This is a genomic window from uncultured Maricaulis sp. (assembly GCF_963975345.1).
Lineage (GTDB): Bacteria > Pseudomonadota > Alphaproteobacteria > Caulobacterales > Maricaulaceae > Maricaulis.
In genome coordinates this window covers 166,703-187,751 of record NZ_CAXBGE010000002.1, presented here as the reverse complement: position 1 = coordinate 187,751, position 21,049 = coordinate 166,703, and the positions used below count along the sequence as shown (strand labels likewise).

Here is a 21,049-nt window from a genome sequence, read left to right as displayed (position 1 = left end):
TGAATATGAACCTAGCGCGTTTTCTTATCCGGCGGCAGGGCTATAGTCACACCGAGGCAAGGCGGGGAAGTTCATGTTCAAGACGCGCAAGGCGCTGCTGGCGCTCGATCAGGGCACGACCAGTTCGCGCGCCATCGTATTTTCGCTCGACGGTTCGATCATCGCCGAGGCCCAGCGCGAATTCGAGCAGATCTACCCCAATCCCGGCTGGGTCGAACATGATCCGGAAGTGATCTGGGCAACGGTGCTGGCAACCGCCCGCGAAGCCTTGAAGAAAGCCGAGAAGAAAGGCTGGAGCGTCGAGGCAATCGGCCTGACCAATCAGCGCGAAACCACCCTGGTCTGGGACCGCGCCACCGGCCAGGCGATCCACAACGCCATCGTCTGGCAGGACCGCCGCACCGCCGATGTCTGCGCTGCCCTGCGCAAGGCCGGCCGCGCCGAGACGGTCGTTTCGCGCACCGGCCTGGTGCTCGACCCGTATTTCTCCGCCACCAAAATCGCCTGGATCCTCGACCATGTTGATGGCGCCCGCGCCCGTGCCGTCAAGGGTGAGCTCGCCTTCGGCACCGTCGATAGCTGGCTGATCTGGCGCCTGACCGGCGGTAAGGTCCACGCCACCGATGCCACCAATGCCAGCCGCACCTCGCTCTATAATATCGCCGAGGACCGCTGGGATGAGGACTTGCTCGACCTGTTCGATGTCCCCGCTGCGCTACTGCCGGAGGTGCGCGATTGCGCCGGTGATTTCGGCACCACGGTGCCGGAACTGCTCGGACGCTCGCTGCCGATCACCGGCGTCGCCGGCGACCAGCAGGCCGCCGCCATCGGCCAAGCCTGTTTCCGCCCTGGCGAGATGAAATCCACCTATGGCACCGGCGCCTTCCTGCTGCTCAATACCGGCCAGGAGATGGTCCGCTCGCGCACCCGCCTGTTGGCGACGATTGCCTATCGTATCGCTGGCGAAACGACCTATGCGCTGGAAGGCTCGGTCCTGTCCGCCGGCTCGACGGTCCAATGGCTGCGCGATGGTCTCGGCCTGCTGAGCCAGGCCTCCGAGATCAGCGGCTTGGCGGCGGGCGCCGATCCGGAAAGCGGCGTCTATCTGGTCCCCGCCTTCACCGGTCTGGGTGCGCCCTATTGGGATGCCGACGCACGCGGCGCCATCATCGGCCTGACAAGAGGCGCCGGCCGCGCTGAAATCGCCCAGGCCGCCATCGATTCCACCGCCCACCAGACCTGCGACCTTTTAGAAGCGATGGCTGGCGACGGCGTCACCACCAAAACCCTGCGCGTCGATGGCGGCATGGCCCGCAATGACACCATCCTCCAGCGCCTCGCCGAACTCACCGACATCGAAGTCGTCCGCCCGAAAAACACCGAAACCACCGCCTGGGGCGCGGCGTTTCTGGCTGGCCTGGGCGCGGGGCTCTTCCGCAAGCTCGAGGATGGGCGCGCTATCTGGAAGGCTGATCGCGAGTTCAAGCCGGGATGCGAGCCTGCGCACCGGGCGCGGATGCGGGCGGGGTGGAAGGATGCGGTGGGGCGGGTGAGGACGGGGTGAGGGCCTCTCGTTCAGCAAAACCACAACGCCATTTTTCCCCGGACCTGTTCCGGGGCCTGCGGAGGGGAGTCGAGAAAGCTCGCCCTGCTCCGGTAGGCCCCGGACTTCGCTACGCTCCTTCGGGGGAAGTGGTTTGTTGGTTTGGGGAAAAGCCCGTCCCTACCCCTCCCCCAGAATAATCCCAGCCGCCTCGACCAGATCGCCCGCCGTGAAATGCTCCGCCGGTGAGGCCAGCGGGTCATCCGTGATCAAAATCCCGCGCGCACCGACAGCATTCGCCAGGCCGGTATCGCTGGTTTTGTCGCCGATCACCCAGGCTTGATCCAGCGGCAGGCCGGTCGCGGCGGCCACCTCGAGCGCGAGGCCCGGCGCGGGCTTGCGGCAGTTGCAGGCGTCGTCGGGGGCGTGGGGGCAGAGGGCGACATGGGCGATCTCTATGCCGTGGGCGCCGAGCATGCTGACGAGATGGTCGTTGACGGTGTCGGCCTGTTCGCGGTCGAACATGCCGCGGCCGATGCCGGATTGATTGGTGACGATGGCGAGGACGGCGCCGCCATCGCGCAGCAGCGTTAGGCCTTCCAGGGCGCCGGGCAGGAATTCCAGACCGGCCGGGTCACCGAGATAGTGGCGGTCGATATTGATGGTGCCGTCGCGGTCCAGCAGGACGAGGAAGGGCTCACGCATTGCGGCCGGCGCGGTCGATTGCTGCGGTGGTGGAATGCCCGTCGAGCAGCGGCGCCAGCACGACACGGCCGCCGCGCCCGGTCACGACATCGCCGCCGACCACTTTGTCGACGCTGTAATCGGCGCCCTTGACCAGTACGTCGGGCCCGATGGCGGTGATCGCTTCCAGCGGCGTGTCCTCATCGAACACCACGACCAGATCAACATCGCGCAGGGCGGCCATGACGACGGCGCGGGCATGCTCATTCTGGACCGGGCGGTCGGGGCCTTTCAGGCGTTTGACCGAGGCGTCGGAATTGATCGCGACGATCAGCTTGTCGCCCTGGGCCTTTGCGAAGGCGAGCAGGCTGATATGGCCGGGATGGAGAAGATCAAAACAGCCATTGGTGAAGACGCAGCGCTGGCCGCTCGCCTGCCAGGTGTGGGTGGCTTTGGCGGCGCTCGTGAGATCGGCGATCTTGTTGGAGCCGGTGCCGCTGTCATGCAGGGTGCGGTGCAGTTCGGCGGCGCTGACGGTGGCGGTGCCGACCTTGCCGACGACAATCCCGGCGGCGCGATTGGCCAGCTCGGCGGCGGCCTCGATCGGGGCGTGACAGGCGAGCGCCAGGGCGAGCGCTGCGACGACGGTATCGCCAGCACCGGAGACGTCGAACACTTCGCGCGCTGCGGTCGGCATGTGGTGGATGGCGCCGTCAATGGATCGCACCGTCATGCCTTGTGGGCCGCGAGTAATGACGACGACGGGGCAATCGGTCTGATCCGCGATCAGTTCGGCGGCTTCGGCAGCACCGGCATCGCTGTGGCAATCGAGGCCGGTCGCCGCTTCGGCTTCCTTGGCATTGGGGGTGATGACGGTGGCACCGCGATAGCGGGCGAGATCACGCGATTTCGGGTCGATAATCACCGGCAGGCCGCGCGAGCGGGCCATCGCGGCGGCGCGGGCAATCGTCGAGCGCGACAGCACGCCCTTGCCATAGTCCGACAGGACCAGGGCGGCAGCGCCCTCCAGCTCGCGGTCGAGATGATCGAACAGGGCCTCGATGGTCGCCTCGGGCAGATCGACAATATCCTCCTCGTCGACGCGCAGCATCTGCTGGTTCTTGGCGACGAAGCGGTTTTTGACGGCGGTCCGGGCGGCATCGGTGCGGGTCAGGTGCGGGGTCAGGCCGGGTGTGTCGTCGGCGGCGGCGATCAGGGCGAAGCCGGCGCTGTCATGGCCGATGGCCCCGATCAGCGACGCCTTGCCGCCAAGGCTGGCGATATTGCGCGCGACATTGCCGGCGCCGCCAACCATTTCCTCGACCCGTTGGGCGAGAAAGACGGGGGCTGGCGCTTCCGGCGAGATGCGATTGCAATCGCCGAACGTATAGCGATCAAGCATGACATCGCCGAACACGACCAGCTTCACACCGGCAAAGGCATCAATCCATTCGCTCTGTCTCGACATCTTGACCTCGGGCCGGCTGGCGGATCGTCAAACCCGCTTTGAACATCAAGGTATAAGGCGAGGCGTGGCCAAGCGAAAGGCCCCGCTACGGGGCGAGCGCTGCGTCGAGATCGGCGATCAACTCACCGGGCGCTTCAAGGCCGATGGAGAGGCGGATCAGGCTGTCGGAAATGCCGGCGTCGCTGCGCGCCTGCGGTGTCATGGCCGCATGGGTCATCAGGGCCGGGATATTGACCAGGCTTTCCACCCCGCCGAGCGATTGGGCCAAGGTGAAGAGCGTGAGTCGCCGCACGACATCGCGCGCATCGGCGACAGTGTCGGCCAGCTGGATCGAGATCAATTGCCCGAACCCGTCCTGCTGCCGCTTGGCGAGTTCATGGCCGGGATGGCCGGGCAGGCCGGGAAAATCGATAACCGCGATGCGCGGGTCGGCGGCGAGCCGGGCGGCGATTTCGGCGGCGCTGTCGCACTGGGCCTTGGCTCGCAGCGCCAGGGTGCGCAGCCCGCGAAGGGCGAGATAGCTGTCGAAGGCGGCGGCGCCGACCCCGGCGCAATTGCTCCACCAGACCAGTTGCGCCAGCTTGCTGGCATCGGCGACGCAGACCACGCCGCCAACCATGTCGGAATGGCCATTGAGCAGCTTGGTCACCGATTGGACCGAATAATCCGCGCCATGATCGAGCGGACGCTGCAGCGCCGGCGAGAGCACGGTATTGTCGACCGCCAGTTCTGCTCCGGCCTGATGGGCGAGATCGGCCAAGGCGCGCAGATCGGATATTCGCAGACGCGGATTGGACGGGGTTTCCACCAGCACGAGTGAGGTTGGCTCGGTGAGCGCGGTAGCGACGGCATCGGTGTCGGTGGTGTCGATATAGACGGGCAGCAGCCGTCCGCCGCGGCCCCTCGCATCGAGCAGGCGGCGCGTGCCGCCATAGGCGTCGTGCGAGCAGATCACGCGGGCGCCGAACGGCAGATCGTGCAGCAGAAGATCAATCGCCGCCATGCCGGAACAGGTGACGACGGCGCCGGCGGCATGTTCAAGCTCGGCGATGGCGGTGGCCAGGGTCGAGCGGCCGGGGTGGCCGGTGCGGGCGTAGTCGAAGGCCGGCTGCACGGCGGGGTCCTCGCGCCTATGGGCGGTCGAGAGCGAGATCGGTGGGATGACCGCATTCCAGCTTTTGTCAGTATTGAGGCCGGCGCGGATGGCGGCAGTGCGGGGGTCACGGGCCATTTCAGCGGCCGATGAAATCGGAGAGGGCGGCCGAGATCGCGGCGTCTTCCTTCAGGAAGGCGTCATGGCCGTACAGCGAGTGGATCCGCTTCAGCGTCCCCATGCGTGTCGAGCGGGCCGCTTCGGTGATCTGTTCGGGCGGGACGAGCTGGTCTTCGATCACGGCGAGATAGGTGACGGGGCATTCGATCCGGGCGGGATCGATGCAATGCTCATCCATTGAGCGTGACAGAGCGAGGAAGCGCTGCGGCGTCACCCGGTCGGCAAATTCGCGGCCACGGGCCTCGAGATAGGCGACCACGCCTCCGGCATCGCGGCAATCGGGCTCAGGGTCGTAGAAGCGCGATTCCAGCTCGATCGGGGTGCGGTAGGTGGTCATCGCCAACCGCCGGGCGAGGTCGAGACCGGCGCGGCCATCGCCGTGTTGCAGCGAGAGCTCGACGGTGTCGCGCTGGATCGACCGCCAGGCCTTGGCCATCGCCGAGGCGCGGTGGGCGGCGCTGATCACCAACAGTTTTTCGATCCGCTCCGGCGCCAGCAGTGCCAGCGCCAGACCGATCATGCCGCCATAGGAGGCGCCGGCAATCGAGAAGCGCTTGACCCCCGCCGCGTCGGCCAGGGCGAGAACGGCGCGGGCTTGGTCGGTCGTGGTCGGGAAGGGTTTGATCTCGTCGGCGAGGAAATCGAAGGAGAGGATGCGCAAATGATCGGTGTCGAGCGCACAGCCAGGACCAGCCTGGGCTGACCACCAGCCGGCCTCACCGCGGCTGGCCGTCACTGCCTGGTCGGACGAGATGCCGCCAAGGACCAGACAGACCGGCGCATTGTCCGGTCCGGTGAGACGGCCGGTGATGCGCACAGGCACACCGTTGCCGAAATGGATCCGGGTCGAGATCTCGTGGACGAGCGTGTCTACTGGGCGTTCGAGAAGAGTTGGCATGCTGGATTCCGCTGGCGGAACAAAGCGGGCGCCGAATGGGGTCGAACGGGCGCGAGGATGATCCGGGGGGGAATCCCGACGCCCATTCGATCCGCTTTAGCCGCATTTATTCCGCGCCCGCAAGCTGAACATCAAATCGGCGCGACTTCACATATAAAGATATGTTTATGTCATGTCAATCGAGGTTGAAGCCCGGCACCTGCATCCAAATGCCGCTCTGCGCGCATCATGGACCCGGAGGGCTAGTTATGAGGATGCTGTCATGAACCAGGAACAGATTGCTGATCAGGGCATCCGGCCCGCCTTCTCGCAATTGCGAGCGGTCGCCCTGATCGAAATTCTACTGCCCGTCGCGGCCTTTTTTGCTGCGCGTTGGGGCGCGCAAGCGCTGGGCCTGCCGCTCGCGGGATCGATCGCTGTTGTCTGCGGCGTTCTGGCCGCCACGCTCATCTTGGCTGTCCGCCGGACGGGTTGGGGCCAAGCCGGGATGCGCTTGCCAACGGGCGTCTGGTCTTGGCTCAAGCTTGGCGGGCTGATTATTGCGACAATGGCGGCAATTGTCGGGACGGTCATGGTAGCCCTGCCCGCTGTGGCCCAGGGGCTGCGTGTGCCGGCGGCAGAGGGGGCGTTGGATCCATTTGCTTATCTTGAGAACAATCTGCCGCTGCTCATCGCATTCCTCGTATTCATCGCTTGGGGTGTTGCCGGCTTTGGTGAGGAGATGTTGTTTCGCGGCTTTTTGCTCGGGCGGTTTGAAACCCTGTTCGGCGGTACGCGTATCGCCCTTGTCCTGGCCGTTCTGGCGCAGGCGGCACTGTTTGGTTTGGGCCATGCCTCGCAGGGGCTTTACGGTATCGTGCAAACGGGCAGTATCGGCCTGATCATGGGTATCGCCTACCTCGCGGGCGGGCGCTGGCTATGGCCGGTCATCATTGCCCACGGGCTGGTCGATACGATTTCCCTGGTGCAGGAATACGGTTGAGGTCAGGTCGCGACGAAGGCTTTCTCGATCACGAAATCGGCCGGGGCCGCGTTTGAACCCTCAATGAAACCAGCGTCGAGGCAGATCTGTTTGACGTCTTTGAGCAGGCCTTCGGAGCCGCAGATCATCACCCGGTCAACGGCGGGATCGAGCGCTGGAACGCCGAGCGCGGCGGCCAGCTTGCCCGACAGCATCATGTCGGTGACGCGGCCTTTGACCGGACCGTCATCGCGGGTGACAGACGTGAAATGGACGAGCTTTTCGCGTGCCATTTCGCCGATCAGCTCGTCATCCTTGGTGGCTGCGACCAGCTCTTCGCCATAGCGCAGTTCATCCCTGTGACGGCAGGTATGGGTCAGGATGACCTCGTCGAACTTCTCATAGGTCTCCGGATCGCGGATCAGGCTGGCAAAGGGGGCGATGCCGGTGCCGGTCGAGATCATGTAGAGGCGTTTGCCCGGCTTGAGAGCGTCGAGCACCAGGGTGCCGGTCGGCTTGCGCCCGAGCAGGACTTCATCGCCAGGCTGGATGTGCTGCAGTCGGGATGTCAGCGGACCGTCGGCGACCTTGATCGAGTAGAAATCAAGCGCCTCGTCCCAGAAAGGGCTGGCGATGGAATAGGCGCGCAGCAGCGGTTTGCCGTCTTCCTTGGGTAGGCCGATCATGACGAATTCGCCGGTGCGGAAACGGAAGGCGGCCGGCCGCGTGATGCGGAAGGAGAAGAGATGGTCGGTAAAATGCTGCACCGACAACACCGTCTCGACCGTGAACGGGCCGGGCTTGGCGGAGATGGCATTCTTCGCCGGAACGGCTGTGGCGGGCACGGATACGGTCATCGTCATGGTCTTTGTCGCAACTTCAATTGGGGTGTGCCGGCGTCAGGCCGTAACAGGCGAGGCTTCGGTATCGGTCCAGGGCGGCACGGGCAAGCCCCGGCTGGCGAGGAATTCCGGATTAAACAGCTTGCCGGCATAACGCGCACCGACATCGCACAAGATGGTGACGATGGTTTTGCCCGGTCCAAGATCGCGCGCCAGACGCATCGCGCCGGCGATGTTAACGCCCGACGAGCCGCCGAGCGACAGACCTTCATGACGCACCAGATCATACAGCACCGGCAGCATTTCTGCGTCCTCGATGCGGTAGGCATGATCGACTTCCAAGCCTTCCAGATTGCCGGTGATGCGGTTGACGCCAATGCCCTCGGTGATCGATGAGCCTTCGCCGCGCAATACGCCTTCGGTGTAATAGGCATAGAGCGCCGCGCCGGCCGGGTCGGCGACACCGATCGCGATCTCCGGCTTGAAGCTGCGCAGGCTGGCAGCGATGCCAGCCAGAGTGCCACCGGTTCCGGCGGCGCAGATGAAGCCGTCAATGCGGCCACCGGTCTGCTGCCAGATCTCCGGCCCTGTCGATTTCTCGTGGGCGCGCCGATTGGCGGGATTGTCGAATTGATTGGCCCAGATCGCACCGGCGGGCAGGCTCTCATTGAGCTCATCCGCGAGGCGATGGGAATAATGCACGAAATGATTGGGGCTCGAGAATGGTGCCGCATCGACCTCGATCAGGCGCGCGCCGAAGGATCGGATCGCCTGCTTCTTCTCATCGCTCTGGGTGCGCGGCATCACGATGATCACCGGATAGCCGAGCGCCCCGCCGACCAGCGCCAGGCCGATCCCGGTATTGCCGGCCGTGCCCTCGACGATGGTGCCGCCGGGCTTGAGCGTGCCATTGGCTTCAGCTTCGCGCACGATATTGAGCGCGGCGCGGTCTTTCACGGAGCCGCCCGGATTGAGGAATTCGGCTTTGCCGAGAATCTCGCAACCTGTGGCGCGCGATGGGCCATCGAGCCGGATCAGCGGCGTCGAGCCGATCAGGTCAAGAATATGCGAATAGGCCACGAGCCCGTCCTTTCCGATCAAAGTTTTGCGGCATGCTAGCGCGCATGGATGCCACACTCAGTCTTGTTCTGGCCGGGCCAGCGACCGGCGCGCAAGCCGCCGCCGCCATAGGCCGGCGCCGTGCAGGTCCAGCAGCCAATCGAGCTATACCCCATATCGGCCAATGGGTGACGCGGCAAATCATGCGCCTGGAAATAAGCCTGGATCTGCTCTGCCGACCAGTTGGCCAGAGGATTGACCCGCAGGCCGTCAGCGACGCGCTCGACGACGGGCAGATCCGTCCGGGCGCCGCCGTGAAAGCGCTTGCGGCCGGTCACCAGGGCATCGAACTCGTCCAGCGCCCGCGAGAGCGGGCGGACTTTGCGCATGGCACAGCAGGCGTCGGCATCACGCTGCCATAGATAGCCATCGGCATCCTCGGTCTGGACTTCGCCGGTATCGGGTTTCAGCACCCGCACATCGGTCAGCTTGAGACGGTCCACCAGCGTGCGCAGATATTGTTCGGTCTGGGCGAAATGACGCCCGGTATCGAGAAACAGGACCGGCGTTGCCGGATTGATCCGCGAGGCGAGGTGCAGGCTGACGGCCGCCTCGGTCCCGAAGGAAGAGAGCAAGGCAATCCGGCCGCGCCATGTTGTCTCGAGCGCATCGTGCAGAATCTCGAGCGCGTCGCTATTGCGGTAGCGCGCGTTGAACTGCTCCAGCTCGTCGCTCGAGCTCTTGCGCAGCGCCGGTATCGTGGCGATGGCATCATGGGCCGGTTGATAGACGACCGAATAGCGCCGTTCCGCGTTTGCCCAGTCGGCGGCCAGATCGCTGCGGTCAGGGGTGATCGCGTCAAAGCCGACGCGTTTGAGAAACTGGGCCTGGTCCGGGATCAGGTCGCCGATGGCGCGCAGGCGGCCGCTATACCCAAGCCGGGTGCGCAATTGCGTCGCCAGCGAAAAGCCACGGCCATCCTTGAAACTGGCAAAGCGGATATCGACCTGCACCGCGCCGCGAATATCCTCAGCCGCCGTGCGCCAATCGGCACCGCCCGACAATTCAACGGTCTTACCGCCGCCCGAGGCCAGCTGGGCCAGGGCGCTTCGGTCGGTCTCGGTCGCGGGATTAGTGCGCAACATAGATGGCCTCCTTGAAGGCGTCGGCGCCGGTTCGGCGCAGGGTGTCGATGAAGGTTTCGTTGTCGCTGCGAAGTTCGAGATAGGTTTCCAGTATCCGGGCAATCGCCGCAGGCACATCATCGCCCGCAAGTCCCTTGCCGACGATGCTGCCGATTGCCGCATCCGTGCCGAAAGCACCGCCGAGCGTGATCTGGTAATATTCCTCGCCGCGCTTATCGAGGCCGAGCACGCCGATATTGGCGACATGGTGATGGCCGCAGGCATTGATGCAGCCATCGACCTTGATCGTGACCGCTCCGGCCGCCTCGCTCAGCCCGGTGGCTTCGAGCCGCTCGGTGATCGCTTGGGCAATCGGGATGGAACGGGCGGTGGCGAGGCTGCAATAATCCATGCCCGGGCAGGAGACGATATCGGTCGCCAGACCGGCATTCGGCGTCGCCAGACCCGACGCTTTCAACGCCAGCCAGACTGCGTGCAGACCTTCATTGCGGACGTGCGGCAGGACCAGATTCTGCTCCGGCGTGACGCGGATTTCGTCGAGCCCATAGCGGGTCGTCAGATCGGCAATCAGCTCGAGCTGGTCGGCACTGGCATCGCCGGGCGTGCCGCCGATCGGCTTCAGCGAAATCACGACGCTGGAGAGACCGGTCACTTTGTGGGCGCGGCGATTGCGTTTGAGCCAATGGCGAAAGCCCGGCTCGCCGGCCTCGGGCAGGGGCGCGGGATTGTCGATCACCGGCGTGGCGAAGAAGGCGCGAATGCGTGCGATTTCCGCTTCGGACAGCCGCAATTCGCTCTCGCGGATGGCTTCGAATTCTTCCTCGACCTCGGCGATGAAAGCCTCGGTGCCGAGCGCTTCAACCAGGATCTTGATGCGCGCCTTGTAAATATTATCGCGGCGGCCATGCTGGTTATAGACGCGCAAAACGGCGGTCAGATAGCTGAGCAGGTCGCGCGGCGCGAGGAAGTCGCGGGTAAGCACCGCCAGGCGCGGCGTGCGGCCCTGGCCGCCACCAACCCAGACTTCAAACCCGCTCTCGCCCGCCGCGTCGCGGACGATCTGCAGGCCGATATCATGCACCCGCAGACCGGCACGATCCTCGGCGGCGCCATTGACGGCGACCTTGAACTTGCGCGGCAGGAAGGTGAATTCCGGGTGCAGGCTCGACCATTGCCGGATGATCTCGGCCCAGGGACGGCCATCCTCAAGTTCGTCGGCGGCAGCACCGGAAAATGGGTCAGCCGTCGTATTGCGGATGCAATTGCCCGAAGTCTGGATCGCATGCATTTCGACATCGGCGAGTTGTTCCAGAATGGCCGGGACATCGGTCAGGGCCGGCCAGTTGAACTGGATATTCTGGCGTGTCGTGAAATGGCCATAGCCGCGATCATATTGGCGCGCGATCTGGCCAAGGGTGCGCACTTGCGCTCCGTTCAGCGTGCCATAGGGAATGGCGACGCGCAGCATATAGGCGTGGAGCTGGAGATAGACGCCATTCATCAAACGCAGTGGCTTGAACTCGTCCTCGCTCAAACGGCCATCGATCCGGCGCTCGATCTGGTCGCGAAACTCACCGATACGCTCGCGCACCAGCGTCGCGTCATAGTCATCATAGCGATACATCAGGCGGCCCGCCGCGTGTGCGCTGGGGCAGACGGGCGGGTCGTGCCCGATGTCGGCCCGTCAATCCGGATCCCTTCACGGCGCCACTTCTGGCCCGCCGGAGCGGTTTCACCCAGCTCGATCAGATAGGGACCGACGATGATGGAGGCGTCGCGCTCGGCAGCGGCCAGCGCGGTTTCCGCCTCGGTATCGCTGAGAGCGTGCGCGGCGTTATAATCGGTCGACCATTCAGCGTCAGCAGTGCGGTAAATCACGCGGCCGTCGGTGAGGCGATTGGCGGTGATGGCTTTCATGCGAATTGCTCCACGCGCTCAGGTAGACGGGCAGAAAAGGCTGCCGTTTCGCCGATAATGATGATGGTCGGGCCATTGATATTCTCACGCGCCACCAGCCCGGCCAGGTCGCCGAGCGTGCCGGTGAAGCGGCGCTCACCATCGCTCGATCCGTTCTCGATCAGGGCGACCGGCGTCTGCGCCGCGCGGCCATGCGCGATCATCTTGGTCTGGATCTGCGGTGCCGCGCCGACACCCATATAGAACACGGCGGTGGCGTTGGGCGCGGCAAGGGCGCGGTAATCGGCGTCCGGGCCGTCCTGTTTGACGACGCCCGAAGCAAAGGTGACCGATTGGGCATGGTCACGATGGGTCAGCGGGATGCCCGCCGAGGCGGCGCAGGCCATGGCGGCTGTGATGCCGGGTGTGACCTGGACGTCGATCCCGGCGGCACGCACGGCTTCAAGCTCTTCGCCGCCGCGTCCGAAAATGAACGGATCGCCGCCCTTGAGACGCACCACGCGCAGGCCCTTGGCGGCGTGCTCAATCAGAATGTCTTCGATCGATGGTTGCGGCACGGGGTGGTGCCCCTTGGTCTTGCCGACATCGATCCGGATCGCGTCACGGCGCGCCAGATCGAGCACGCCGGCGCTGACCAAGCGGTCATGCACAATCACATCGGCTTCGCGCAGCAGACGGGCGGCTCTCAGCGTCAACAGATCGGGATCGCCCGGCCCGGCGCCAACCAGATGGACGATGCCTGTCGCCGGTTCGGCAGAGGCATTGAGGGCGCGCAGCATTTCGCGGCGGGCACCGACCCTGTCGCCGGACAGTGCCAGATCGCGGGCCTTGCCGCGCAGGGCGCGCTCCCAGAACGCACGCCGATCATCGAAGCGCTTGATGACGGACTTCACCGTGCCGCGCAATTCCCGCGCGAGATCGGCCAGCACGCCGATGCGCGCGGGGATCAGGGTTTCGATGGCGGCGCGGATATCCACCGACAGAACCGGCGCTGCACCGCCGGACGCGATGGCGATCACGATACCGTCGCGATCAACAATTGCGGGGGTCTGGAAATCGGAGGCGGCAGGCGCATCGACGATATTGACCAACACGCCGAGCTCGCGGGCAGCCGCAGCCAGTTCGGTGATCGCATCGGGGGCGCCACCGGCGATGAAGAGCAATGTCGCGCCATGAAGATCCCGCCGGGTCGGCTCCCGGCGTATAACCTGCGCATATTGGGCAATATCAGCAGGTACAGATTCGGCCGCTTCGCCGGTGAACCACTTCAACCGGGCTGGGGAGGTGAGAAAGAGGCGTGCCTTGGCCTGCGCCATCGGGCCATGGCCCGTGACGATTACCGTTCGGCCGTCCAAGGGCATGGAGGCTGGGAAAACACGCATATTGCTCATCCGATCCTGCGCCTTCATGGCGCGACACCTGCAATATTTCTATTGGGTGGCCCGAATTCAAACGATGATTATTGCCATTTCTGATTAGAAAAACTAAACAGTGACCATGGCCCAGACCTCACGCCTTCCCCCGCTCAACGCCCTGCGCGCCTTCGAGGCCGCCGCCCGGCTTGAAAGCTTTGCCAAGGCGGCTGATGAACTGGCCGTCACGCCCGGTGCAATCAGTCAGCAAATCCGCCTGCTGGAGGAACATGTCGGTACGCCGCTTTTCACCCGTCAGGGCCGCGGCCTCGCCCTGACCGAGGCCGGCCGCGCTGCTGCCAATACGGCCAGCGATGCCTTCGACATGCTCGAACGCGCCGTGTCCTTGATGCGGCGCCCGGCGATGAAGCGCAGCCTGACCGTCTCGGTCTCGCCCTCCTTCGCCGGCAAATGGCTCGCCCCGCGTCTGCACCGTTTCCAGGAGGCCCATCCGGGCATCGAAGTCTGGATCTCCGCCGCCAGTGAGCGCGTCGACCTTGCCGCCGGTGCCGCCGATCTGGCGATCCGCTATGGCCCGGGTGGGGATATGACGTTGAATGAGGAGCGCTTGTTGACCGAGGAGGTTCTGCCCGTCTGCTCGCCCGACCTGCTCCATGACGGCAAACCGCTGGTGCGTCCGCGCGACCTGGCCGGCCACACGCTGCTGCACGACGCCTCACCGGAAAGCGATGTCGATGGCGCCGACTGGGCCTCCTGGCTCAAGGCTCGCCGCGTGCGCGGTGTCGATGTCTCGGGCGGCGTCCGCTTCAATCAGTCCGCCCTGGTGATCGACAGCGCGGTGGCCGGCCGCGGCGTCGCCCTCGCCAAGCGCACCCTAGTCCAGAATGATCTCGCTGCCGGACGCCTGGTGGCGCTCTTCTCCGACGGCGCCTCACCGGTGCGTTCGGCCTATCAGGTCGTGACAGCGAAGAACCGGCCACTCAGCGCTGACGCGCAAAGCTTCATCGCCTGGCTGAAGGCCGAGGCGCGGCATCATGAGCATTCTGTGGATGAGTTGTGAGGGGGAAGGGCGGCTTTTGTAATCTCCGTAAATCACAAAACACGCTTCCCCCGGCCTTGTGCCGGGGCCTGCTGGAGCTGGGTTGTGCTAGCGCCGCAACGAATGGCAGGCCCCGGAATTCGCTTCGCTCCTCCGGGGGAAAGTGGTGTCATGGGTCGGGGTAAATAGTCGTCTTCGGGGGAGGAGGCGTTAGTCCGCGCCATTGCCCCGGCAGCGATCCACAAAATAGCGAAACAGCGAGCGTGATGTGGGTTGGTGCAGCAGCATCTCGGGGTGGTATTGCACGCCCATGCGCAGGGCTGGTTCGTCGGCTTCGATGCCCTGGATGCCGTCGCTAGCGCGTTCGCGGGCGACGACGCTGAAGCCGGGGGCCGGATTGCGGACGGCTTGCAGGTGCAGGCTGTTGACGTCGAGCGTGGTCGCGCCGGTGGCGGCTTCAAGATGCGAGCCCCGTTCAATCCGGATCGGTTTGCGGAAAACAAGGTATTCTAGCGCGGTGGTGGGCCAGGCCGCAATGATGTCCGGGTCGAGCGTTTGATGCAGATCGCCGCCGGCATGCACGTTGAGCATTTGCAGGCCACGGCAAATGCCCAGAGCCGGCACGCGTGCGCTGTCGGCCCAGTCCATCCATGACCATTCCAGATCATCGCGTCGGTGATCGATTTGTGACTCGAACGCCTCGTCGCCGGCATAGCGGGCCGGATCAATATCGAGCCCGCCGCCAAACAACAGCCCGTCCGGCATGACGCCGTCGCGCTCGTCCGGAGTGCGCTTGAGCCGCGTTGTGCGACCGCCGGCCAGCCAGATCGCCAGCCGCAGCAGGAAGGCGACGCCGTGATCGCCCTGCGTGCCGGCGGTAAAGCCGATCAGGGGTTTGAACGGTGTGGCCTGCGCGCTCATTTTTTCACTTCGGCGGGCAGGCGGCCATGGCGCAAAAGGTGCGACAGGATGAAGAGCGAGCCCAGTGCTGCGCTGCCCGCTTCGTCGACGCCGATATCGGCCTTCGCGCCTTCGGCCCGTTTGCTGCGTTCAAGCGCGGCATTGATATCGTCGCGCAAGGTCTCGAAATCGGTCATGTCGCGCCACAGACCCGTAATCCGGTCACCCAGCGTGATGTCCGATTGCGCCAACTGGTTCCAGCTCTCCTCGATCTGACCGAGATATTCGGCTTCATCCAGACTGCTCCCAGTCAGGCCGGCCAGCCACAGGAAGGGCAGTTTGGAACGAAAGCCGATTTGTGGCTTGCCCGGCTCGGGCAGGGTATCGCCGAGTGCCTGCTTGGCGAGCAAGAGCGGATAGTCGACGCCGGAATGCACAGAATGGGTGATGCCAGCCCAGAGCCGCGCATTGATCTCGATCAGCATCGGCGTGTCGGCCTCATCGCCGCTCCAGCGGAAATCGGCCTGCAGCGTGCCGGTCCAGCCGGATGCCTCGACAATGCGTTGCATCGACGGCCTGAACGCGTCGGCGAGCACGGTCTCGCGCAGGGCGCCAGCACCGTTATGCGGCGGATATTGCTCCAGATTGAGATAGGCCGAGAGCGCGAAGACCGTTTTGCCATCGGCCATCGCCGTGACGCAATAATCCTTGCCCGGCACCAGTGCCTGCAGCAATTGCGTCCCGGAGCGTTTGGCCAGCTCGTGCTCGAGCTCGGCCGTCGTTTCGACCCGCAAGACACCGCGTCCGCCATTGCCTTCGGCCGGCTTGATGATCAATGGCGGTTTGTTCTTGAATGTCCCGGCTTTGCCCTTCAACGGCGTTTCCACCACATCGGTGGCGGGTGCCGGCACGCCCCATTCAGCGACGGAGCGGGCCAGCTTGTCCTTGGGATAGACCTGGTCCATCGCTGCGGCTGGCGAGGCGGCAATCGTGACGCCTTTCGGGAATTTGTCGCGGTTGCGCGCCAAGAGCGGCGCATCCTCGAACACCGGCATGATCAGCACCGGACCTTGATCGAGGAATTCCTCGCTCAGCGCCACCAGCGCCTCGACATAGTCCTGTGGGCGGCTGCCCGGATCGGGCAGGTGCCTGTGTTCGTCGCACAGTCTTGAAAAACCCAGCACGGTCCATTCGACGCTATCGACACCAATCAACTTGCCGGCGATCGGCCGCAGCGATTGACCGACGGTCAGCGCCATCAGGCTGCGGGCATAGGTGATAATGATGACCGGTTTCGGCATGCTCTACCTCTTGAGTGTCTGAACGACGCGGAAGACTGCCTTGGCTTCTTGGAAGCGGAATATACCGGCTCTCACACCATTTCGCCACGCGAGGGTTATGGGCTATCAGGCTGACGTGGCTATCTCGGGGCAGAGCTGCGCCTGAGTTTCTGTCAGCCCGGCCCAGGGGGGGTGCCGTCCCCCATCTCAGACCAGTGTTGCTTGATCCCGGTTCGCCTGCCAAGTCTCGATCTTGGCTTTCACCGCCTCGCTCGCCTGGTCTTCCTGTCCGGGAATGACGGCGCGATCACGGTTCATCATGGGTGAAAACGGCCAGACCACGATCAGGACCGCGCAAGCCAGGGCGCCCAGCAGAGCGAGGACCAGCAGGCCGATCATGATGACCCCGCCGGATTCAAATATCCCCATAATTACGCCAGCCGTTCCAAGGCTTGCGATAAGGCCGACGATAAAGGCCGCCAGGTCGATCCAGTGTTGCTTGCGCATGGCGGGGGAAAGCTTTTTGCAGGACGGGCAGGGCACGACATCGACGCCGTTTTCGACCTTCTTGCGGATCGCGGCGTCAAAATCGCCGCCGCCTTCGTGAACTTCCACTTCGTCGAAATAATAATAGCCGGTGGCACACGATGGGCAGGTGGTTTCCCGTCGGATGTCGGCTTTGAAGACTCGTCCCATCTCTCTGTTCCTGTGATCTGTTTTCGATTCACGACCCCTGTATAACGCCACGATAAGTCGATCAGCGCGGGCTTGTCGAGCGCAATCGGGCCGGCTGAGAGGGCGGGCGATGACTCCAGAATCGCCCTGCGCCCCGACCACCGACGAACCCGATGTGCTGCGCGCCCTCCCTCGTAGTGCGAACGCGACGCAGCTGCATACATACTGCTTATGTGACCACGCTTTACCGGCGAAACAACTTGACCCCAATGGTCAAGAAGATGTGAGAATGGCTCCCAATCAGGGGCGGTTCCGAATGGATGCGACCTCAAGCAAAACCGGAGCCCGGCTCCGAGGGGGAAGCGCGTTATGAAGCCGACCAATACCGGCGATCCCGACTATTTCCACAAGGTTGTTGATTGTCAGTGGGCCTGTCCGGCCCATACGCCCGTCCCGGAATATATCCGGTTGATCGCGCAGGGTGAGTTTACCGAGGCCTATATGGTCAATCGGCGCTCCAATGTGTTCCCCGGCATTCTCGGCCGCGTCTGCGACCGGCCGTGCGAGCCGGCTTGCCGCCGTGGCCGCGTCGAGGAAGAGCCGGTCGCAATCTGCCGCCTCAAGCGCGTCGCCGCCGACCATCGCGACGAGGTCGCGCATCTCGTGCCGCAAAAACCGGCCAACACCAATGGCAAGAAGATCGCGCTGATCGGGGCGGGCCCTGCCTCGCTTACCGTCGCCAATGATCTGGCGCCGTTGGGCTATGAGTGTACGATTTTTGAAGGCATGCACCGCCCCGGCGGGTTGATGATCTCCAACATCCCCTCCTTCCGCCTGCCGGAAGACGTGTTGGACGAGGAGATTGGCTATATCCTCAATATGGGCGTCGATCTGAAGCTCAATCACCGCATTGAGAGCATGAAAGCGATGCTCGCAGCGGATTTTGACGCGATTTTCATCGGCTCCGGCGCGCCCAAGGGCAAGGACCTTCAGATCGATGGCCGCGAGGAAGCCGCCGCCAATATCCATATCGGGATCGATTGGCTGGAAAGTGTTGCTTTCGAGCATATCGAGAAGATCGGCAAAAAAGTTCTGATCATCGGCGTCGGCAATACGGCGATGGATTGTTGCCGTTCATCGCTGCGGCTCGGTGCCGACGACGTCAAGGTGATGGCGCGCAAGCCACGGCAATTCTTCAAGGCCTCCCCCTGGGAGCTCGAAGACGCCGAGGGCGAGAATGTCGAAATCCTCGTCAATCATTCGCCCAAGCGTTTCGTGACCGAGAATGGCAAGCTCGTCGGCATGGAATTCGAGCTGATGGAATATGATCTCGACGCCCGCGGCAATATCGCCGCGACGCGTAATACCGGCACCAAAATCATTCCCTGCGACGATGTTATCCTGGCGATCGGCCAAGAGAATGCCTTCCCCTGGATCGAGCGCGATATCGGTCTGGAATTCGACAAATGGGGCGTGCCCATCGTCGACACCACCACTTATCAATCCACCATTCCCGGCGTCTTCTTCGGCGGGGACAGTGCCTTTGGTCCCAAGAATATCATCTGGGCTGTCGAGCATGGCCACCAAGCGGCGATTTCGATCCACAAGCATTGCGAGAAGACTGATCTGGCGGAACGCATGCCGCGCGGCGTCAATCTCCAATCCGCCAAAATGGGCGTCAATGAGTGGATGTATTCCAATGATTATGAGCGCGGCCATCGCCGCGTGATGCCACTGGTTGAGCTGAAAGCCCGTCTCGGCAATCGCAAGACCGAAGTGGAAATGGGCTATACCGCCGAGCAGATTGTCACCGAGGTGCAGCGCTGTCTCAATTGCGACGTTCAGACGATATTCGACGCGCCTCTGTGCAAGGAATGCGATGCCTGTATCGATATTTGCCCGGTTGATTGTCTCTCCATCGTCTCCAATGCGGAAGAGTCGGACCTACGCCAGACGCTCAAGGCGCCGGCGGCAAATCTCGACCAAGCGCTGTTTGTCTCCGAGCCGTTGAAAGATACCGGCCGGGTGATGGTCAAGGACGAAGACCTCTGCCTGCATTGCGGCCTGTGCGCCGAGCGCTGCCCGACGGCAGCTTGGGATATGCAGGACGGCGATATTGTCATCCCGCATGTCGATGACGAAGCACGCCGGGTGGCGGCAGAATGAAGGACCTCGTGGACACTATGGCGGATCTCCGCATCAATGATTTTGTCATCAAGATCGGCAATGTGAACGGCACTGGCTCGGCCAGTGCCAACGGGCTCTTGATGAAGGCGATCTTCCGCATGGGCGTGCCTGTGGTCGGCAAGAATCTCTTTCCCTCCAATATTCAGGGCCTGCCAACCTGGTTCGAGATCCGCGTGACCAAGGACGCTTACATGGCGCGTTCGGGGGCGGCCGATTTCGTCGTCGCGATGAATGCCGAGACCTATAAGCGCGACCTCGCCGAGGTCTCGCCGGGCGGTTATCTCTTGTATGACGACACTTGGCCGCGCCCCGAGCTGCACGCGCGCACCGATATCACCGCCATCGGCGTGCCGCTGGCGCGGCTGTGCAATGCCAAATTCGACAATGCCCGCACCCGCGTTCTGATGAAGAATATGGCCTATGTCGGCGCCGTCGCCGGACTGACCGGGATTGATGTCAACATCATCCGCGCCATGGTCGAGGAAATGTTCGGCTCGAAGCCCAAGCTGATCGAACCGAATATGACGGCGATCAATCTCGGCCTCGATTATGTCCGTGAACACCATCCCGACCCGTTGCCGCTTCGCGTTCAGGCGATGGACGCGACCAAGGGCATGGTGCTGATCGACGGCAACACGGCTGCCGGTCTGGGCTGTGTCTACGCCGGCGCGACCTTCGGCGCCTGGTATCCGATCACGCCGTCAACCTCGCTGATGGACGGTTTCAAATTCTTCTGCGAGAAATTCCGCGTCGACGCCGAGACCGGCGAGAAGAAATTCTGCATCGTCCAGGCCGAGGACGAGCTCGCCTCAATCGGCATGGCCGTTGGCGCCGGCTGGAATGGCGCCCGCGCCTTCACCCCGACCTCCGGTCCGGGCATCTCGCTGATGAGCGAGTTCATCGGCTTTGCCTATTATTCCGAAGTGCCGGTGGTCTTGTTCAACGTCCAGCGCGCCGGGCCCTCAACCGGCCTGCCGACGCGCACCCAGCAATGCGATTTGACCCTGTGTGCCTATGCCAGCCATGGCGACACCAAGCACATCATGCTGTTCCCGGCCAATCCGTCGGAATGCTTCGAGATGGCGGTGCAGTCCTTCGATATCGCCGAGCGCTATCAGACGCCGGTCTTCTTCATGACCGATCTCGATATCGGCATGAATGACTGGATGATCCCCGAGCTCGACTGGGACGATGCCTATGTCCCTGATCGCGGCAAAATCCTCTCCGCCGCCGAGCTGGAAGAATTGCCGAAATACTATCGCTATGAAGACCGCGATGGCGACAATATCCCCTATCGCACCGTGCCCGGCGTTCACCCCAAGGGCGCCTATTTCACGCGCGGCTCCGGCCATAACTGGAAGGGCGGCTATACCGAGGACGCGGTCGAATACAAGGAAGTGCTCGACCGGCTAACCCGCAAGTGGGAAGATTCCGCCGACGCAGTGCCCGGCCCGATCATCATCGAGGCGGCGCAGAAAACCAGCCGCGCCATTATCTCGGTCGGCGGCTGCGATGGTGCCGTGCGCGAGGCGCTCGACCGTCTGGCTGAACGCGGCATCCACCTCAATTATCTGCGCGTGCGGGGCTTCCCCTTTAGCGCCGAGGTCGAGGCCTTCATGGACAGCCATGACGAGATTTACGTCGTCGAGCAAAACCGCGACGCCCAGCTTCGCGGCCTGCTGATCAACGAAACCTCGGTGCCCAAGACCAAGCTCATCCCCGTGCTCGATTATGCCGGCATGGCCGCCAATCCGGCTTTCATCATCGAGGGCATCACAACGCACCTCGTGGCCGAGGAGGCCTGA

Annotated in this window: 18 protein-coding genes; 5 read left to right on the top strand and 13 right to left on the bottom strand. The window is 63.7% G+C overall.

What is annotated here, in order from left to right:
* Nucleotides 1–73 precede the first annotated feature (73 nt).
* On the top strand, nucleotides 74–1,564 hold the full coding sequence (gene glpK / locus AAC029_RS02585; RefSeq protein ID WP_339743635.1) for a glycerol kinase GlpK: 1,491 nt from the start codon (nucleotides 74–76) through the stop codon (nucleotides 1,562–1,564).
* A gap of 159 nt (nucleotides 1,565–1,723) precedes the next feature.
* Here the strand turns inward: glpK and AAC029_RS02580 are convergent, their stop codons facing one another.
* From AAC029_RS02580 to AAC029_RS02565, 4 genes are all read right to left on the bottom strand, one after another.
* On the bottom strand, nucleotides 1,724–2,248 hold the full coding sequence (locus tag AAC029_RS02580) for an HAD family hydrolase (protein WP_339743633.1): 525 nt from the start codon (nucleotides 2,246–2,248) through the stop codon (nucleotides 1,724–1,726).
* On the bottom strand, nucleotides 2,241–3,695 hold the full coding sequence (rfaE1, locus tag AAC029_RS02575; RefSeq protein WP_339743631.1) for a D-glycero-beta-D-manno-heptose-7-phosphate kinase: 1,455 nt from the start codon (nucleotides 3,693–3,695) through the stop codon (nucleotides 2,241–2,243). The genes AAC029_RS02580 and rfaE1 overlap by 8 nt, the downstream gene beginning before the upstream one ends.
* Before the next feature lie 85 nt (nucleotides 3,696–3,780).
* Nucleotides 3,781–4,926, bottom strand: coding sequence for a PLP-dependent transferase (locus AAC029_RS02570; RefSeq protein WP_339743630.1), 1,146 nt, complete (start codon nucleotides 4,924–4,926; stop codon nucleotides 3,781–3,783).
* 1 nt (nucleotide 4,927) lies between these two features.
* Nucleotides 4,928–5,866: a homoserine O-succinyltransferase gene (locus AAC029_RS02565; RefSeq protein WP_339743629.1), complete on the bottom strand. Its 939-nt coding sequence runs from the start codon at nucleotides 5,864–5,866 to the stop codon at nucleotides 4,928–4,930.
* A 262-nt stretch (nucleotides 5,867–6,128) separates the two neighbouring features.
* Between AAC029_RS02565 and AAC029_RS02560 the strand changes: the two genes are divergently transcribed.
* Entirely contained in the window at nucleotides 6,129–6,848 is a 720-nt protein-coding gene (locus AAC029_RS02560) for a CPBP family intramembrane glutamic endopeptidase (RefSeq protein ID WP_339743627.1), read from the top strand.
* Between the two features lie 2 nt (nucleotides 6,849–6,850).
* Here the strand turns inward: AAC029_RS02560 and AAC029_RS02555 are convergent, their stop codons facing one another.
* The 6 genes from AAC029_RS02555 to cysG are packed head-to-tail and all read right to left on the bottom strand — an operon-like array spanning nucleotide 6,851 to nucleotide 13,172.
* The gene (locus tag AAC029_RS02555) at nucleotides 6,851–7,690 is read right to left on the bottom strand and encodes a ferredoxin--NADP reductase (protein ID WP_339743625.1); all 840 of its coding nucleotides are present in this window, start codon (nucleotides 7,688–7,690) and stop codon (nucleotides 6,851–6,853) included.
* 36 nt (nucleotides 7,691–7,726) lie between these two features.
* Nucleotides 7,727–8,749 (bottom strand): cysteine synthase A, encoded by a 1,023-nt coding sequence (locus AAC029_RS02550; RefSeq protein ID WP_339743623.1) that lies wholly within the window; start codon nucleotides 8,747–8,749, stop codon nucleotides 7,727–7,729.
* Between the two features lie 35 nt (nucleotides 8,750–8,784).
* Entirely contained in the window at nucleotides 8,785–9,873 is a 1,089-nt protein-coding gene (locus tag AAC029_RS02545) for a phosphoadenylyl-sulfate reductase (RefSeq protein WP_339743621.1), read from the bottom strand.
* Nucleotides 9,860–11,497 carry a nitrite/sulfite reductase gene (locus AAC029_RS02540; protein ID WP_339743619.1) on the bottom strand — a complete coding sequence of 546 codons (1,638 nt, stop codon included), beginning with the start codon at nucleotides 11,495–11,497 and terminating at the stop codon, nucleotides 9,860–9,862. The genes AAC029_RS02545 and AAC029_RS02540 overlap by 14 nt, the downstream gene beginning before the upstream one ends.
* Nucleotides 11,497–11,790 carry a DUF2849 domain-containing protein gene (locus tag AAC029_RS02535; RefSeq protein WP_339743617.1) on the bottom strand — a complete coding sequence of 98 codons (294 nt, stop codon included), beginning with the start codon at nucleotides 11,788–11,790 and terminating at the stop codon, nucleotides 11,497–11,499. Before AAC029_RS02535 ends, AAC029_RS02540 begins: the two co-directional genes overlap by 1 nt.
* Entirely contained in the window at nucleotides 11,787–13,172 is a 1,386-nt protein-coding gene (gene cysG / locus AAC029_RS02530; RefSeq protein WP_339743615.1) for a siroheme synthase CysG, read from the bottom strand. Before cysG ends, AAC029_RS02535 begins: the two co-directional genes overlap by 4 nt.
* Before the next feature lie 115 nt (nucleotides 13,173–13,287).
* Here cysG and gcvA point away from each other — a divergent pair, with 115 nt between their 5' ends.
* On the top strand, nucleotides 13,288–14,223 hold the full coding sequence (gcvA, locus tag AAC029_RS02525; RefSeq protein ID WP_339743613.1) for a transcriptional regulator GcvA: 936 nt from the start codon (nucleotides 13,288–13,290) through the stop codon (nucleotides 14,221–14,223).
* Nucleotides 14,224–14,412: 189 nt separating this feature from the next.
* Here gcvA and AAC029_RS02520 read toward each other — a convergent pair whose 3' ends face one another.
* The 3 genes from AAC029_RS02520 to AAC029_RS02510 form a co-directional block, all read right to left on the bottom strand.
* Entirely contained in the window at nucleotides 14,413–15,123 is a 711-nt protein-coding gene (locus AAC029_RS02520) for a gamma-glutamyl-gamma-aminobutyrate hydrolase family protein (RefSeq protein WP_339743611.1), read from the bottom strand.
* Nucleotides 15,120–16,403: an ATP-grasp domain-containing protein gene (locus tag AAC029_RS02515; RefSeq protein WP_339743609.1), complete on the bottom strand. Its 1,284-nt coding sequence runs from the start codon at nucleotides 16,401–16,403 to the stop codon at nucleotides 15,120–15,122. Before AAC029_RS02515 ends, AAC029_RS02520 begins: the two co-directional genes overlap by 4 nt.
* A 186-nt stretch (nucleotides 16,404–16,589) precedes the next feature.
* Nucleotides 16,590–17,078, bottom strand: coding sequence for a hypothetical protein (locus AAC029_RS02510; RefSeq protein ID WP_339743607.1), 489 nt, complete (start codon nucleotides 17,076–17,078; stop codon nucleotides 16,590–16,592).
* A 348-nt stretch (nucleotides 17,079–17,426) separates the two neighbouring features.
* Between AAC029_RS02510 and AAC029_RS02505 the strand changes: the two genes are divergently transcribed.
* Both AAC029_RS02505 and AAC029_RS02500 read left to right on the top strand, forming a co-directional pair.
* Nucleotides 17,427–19,223 carry an FAD-dependent oxidoreductase gene (locus tag AAC029_RS02505; protein WP_339743605.1) on the top strand — a complete coding sequence of 599 codons (1,797 nt, stop codon included), beginning with the start codon at nucleotides 17,427–17,429 and terminating at the stop codon, nucleotides 19,221–19,223.
* A complete protein-coding gene (locus AAC029_RS02500) occupies nucleotides 19,220–21,049 on the top strand; it encodes a 2-oxoacid:acceptor oxidoreductase subunit alpha (RefSeq protein ID WP_339743603.1) in 1,830 nt (609 codons plus the stop codon). The genes AAC029_RS02505 and AAC029_RS02500 overlap by 4 nt, the downstream gene beginning before the upstream one ends.

What these genes read in the sequence shown, in the direction of transcription:
- AAC029_RS02540 (WP_339743619.1), bottom strand. Translation starts at nt 11,497, where the DNA reads ATGTATCGCTATGATGACTATGACGCGACGCTGGTGCGCGAGCGTATC.
- gcvA (WP_339743613.1), top strand. Translation starts at nt 13,288, where the DNA reads ATGGCCCAGACCTCACGCCTTCCCCCGCTCAACGCCCTGCGCGCCTTC.
- AAC029_RS02580 (WP_339743633.1), bottom strand. Translation starts at nt 2,248, where the DNA reads ATGCGTGAGCCCTTCCTCGTCCTGCTGGACCGCGACGGCACCATCAAT.
- AAC029_RS02500 (WP_339743603.1), top strand. Translation starts at nt 19,220, where the DNA reads ATGAAGGACCTCGTGGACACTATGGCGGATCTCCGCATCAATGATTTT.
- AAC029_RS02570 (WP_339743630.1), bottom strand. Translation starts at nt 4,926, where the DNA reads ATGGCCCGTGACCCCCGCACTGCCGCCATCCGCGCCGGCCTCAATACT.
- rfaE1 (WP_339743631.1), bottom strand. Translation starts at nt 3,695, where the DNA reads ATGTCGAGACAGAGCGAATGGATTGATGCCTTTGCCGGTGTGAAGCTG.
- AAC029_RS02535 (WP_339743617.1), bottom strand. Translation starts at nt 11,790, where the DNA reads ATGAAAGCCATCACCGCCAATCGCCTCACCGACGGCCGCGTGATTTAC.
- AAC029_RS02510 (WP_339743607.1), bottom strand. Translation starts at nt 17,078, where the DNA reads ATGGGACGAGTCTTCAAAGCCGACATCCGACGGGAAACCACCTGCCCA.
- cysG (WP_339743615.1), bottom strand. Translation starts at nt 13,172, where the DNA reads ATGCGTGTTTTCCCAGCCTCCATGCCCTTGGACGGCCGAACGGTAATC.
- AAC029_RS02515 (WP_339743609.1), bottom strand. Translation starts at nt 16,403, where the DNA reads ATGCCGAAACCGGTCATCATTATCACCTATGCCCGCAGCCTGATGGCG.
- AAC029_RS02505 (WP_339743605.1), top strand. Translation starts at nt 17,427, where the DNA reads ATGAAGCCGACCAATACCGGCGATCCCGACTATTTCCACAAGGTTGTT.
- AAC029_RS02520 (WP_339743611.1), bottom strand. Translation starts at nt 15,123, where the DNA reads ATGAGCGCGCAGGCCACACCGTTCAAACCCCTGATCGGCTTTACCGCC.
- AAC029_RS02565 (WP_339743629.1), bottom strand. Translation starts at nt 5,866, where the DNA reads ATGCCAACTCTTCTCGAACGCCCAGTAGACACGCTCGTCCACGAGATC.
- glpK (WP_339743635.1), top strand. Translation starts at nt 74, where the DNA reads ATGTTCAAGACGCGCAAGGCGCTGCTGGCGCTCGATCAGGGCACGACC.
- AAC029_RS02545 (WP_339743621.1), bottom strand. Translation starts at nt 9,873, where the DNA reads ATGTTGCGCACTAATCCCGCGACCGAGACCGACCGAAGCGCCCTGGCC.
- AAC029_RS02560 (WP_339743627.1), top strand. Translation starts at nt 6,129, where the DNA reads ATGAACCAGGAACAGATTGCTGATCAGGGCATCCGGCCCGCCTTCTCG.
- AAC029_RS02555 (WP_339743625.1), bottom strand. Translation starts at nt 7,690, where the DNA reads ATGACGATGACCGTATCCGTGCCCGCCACAGCCGTTCCGGCGAAGAAT.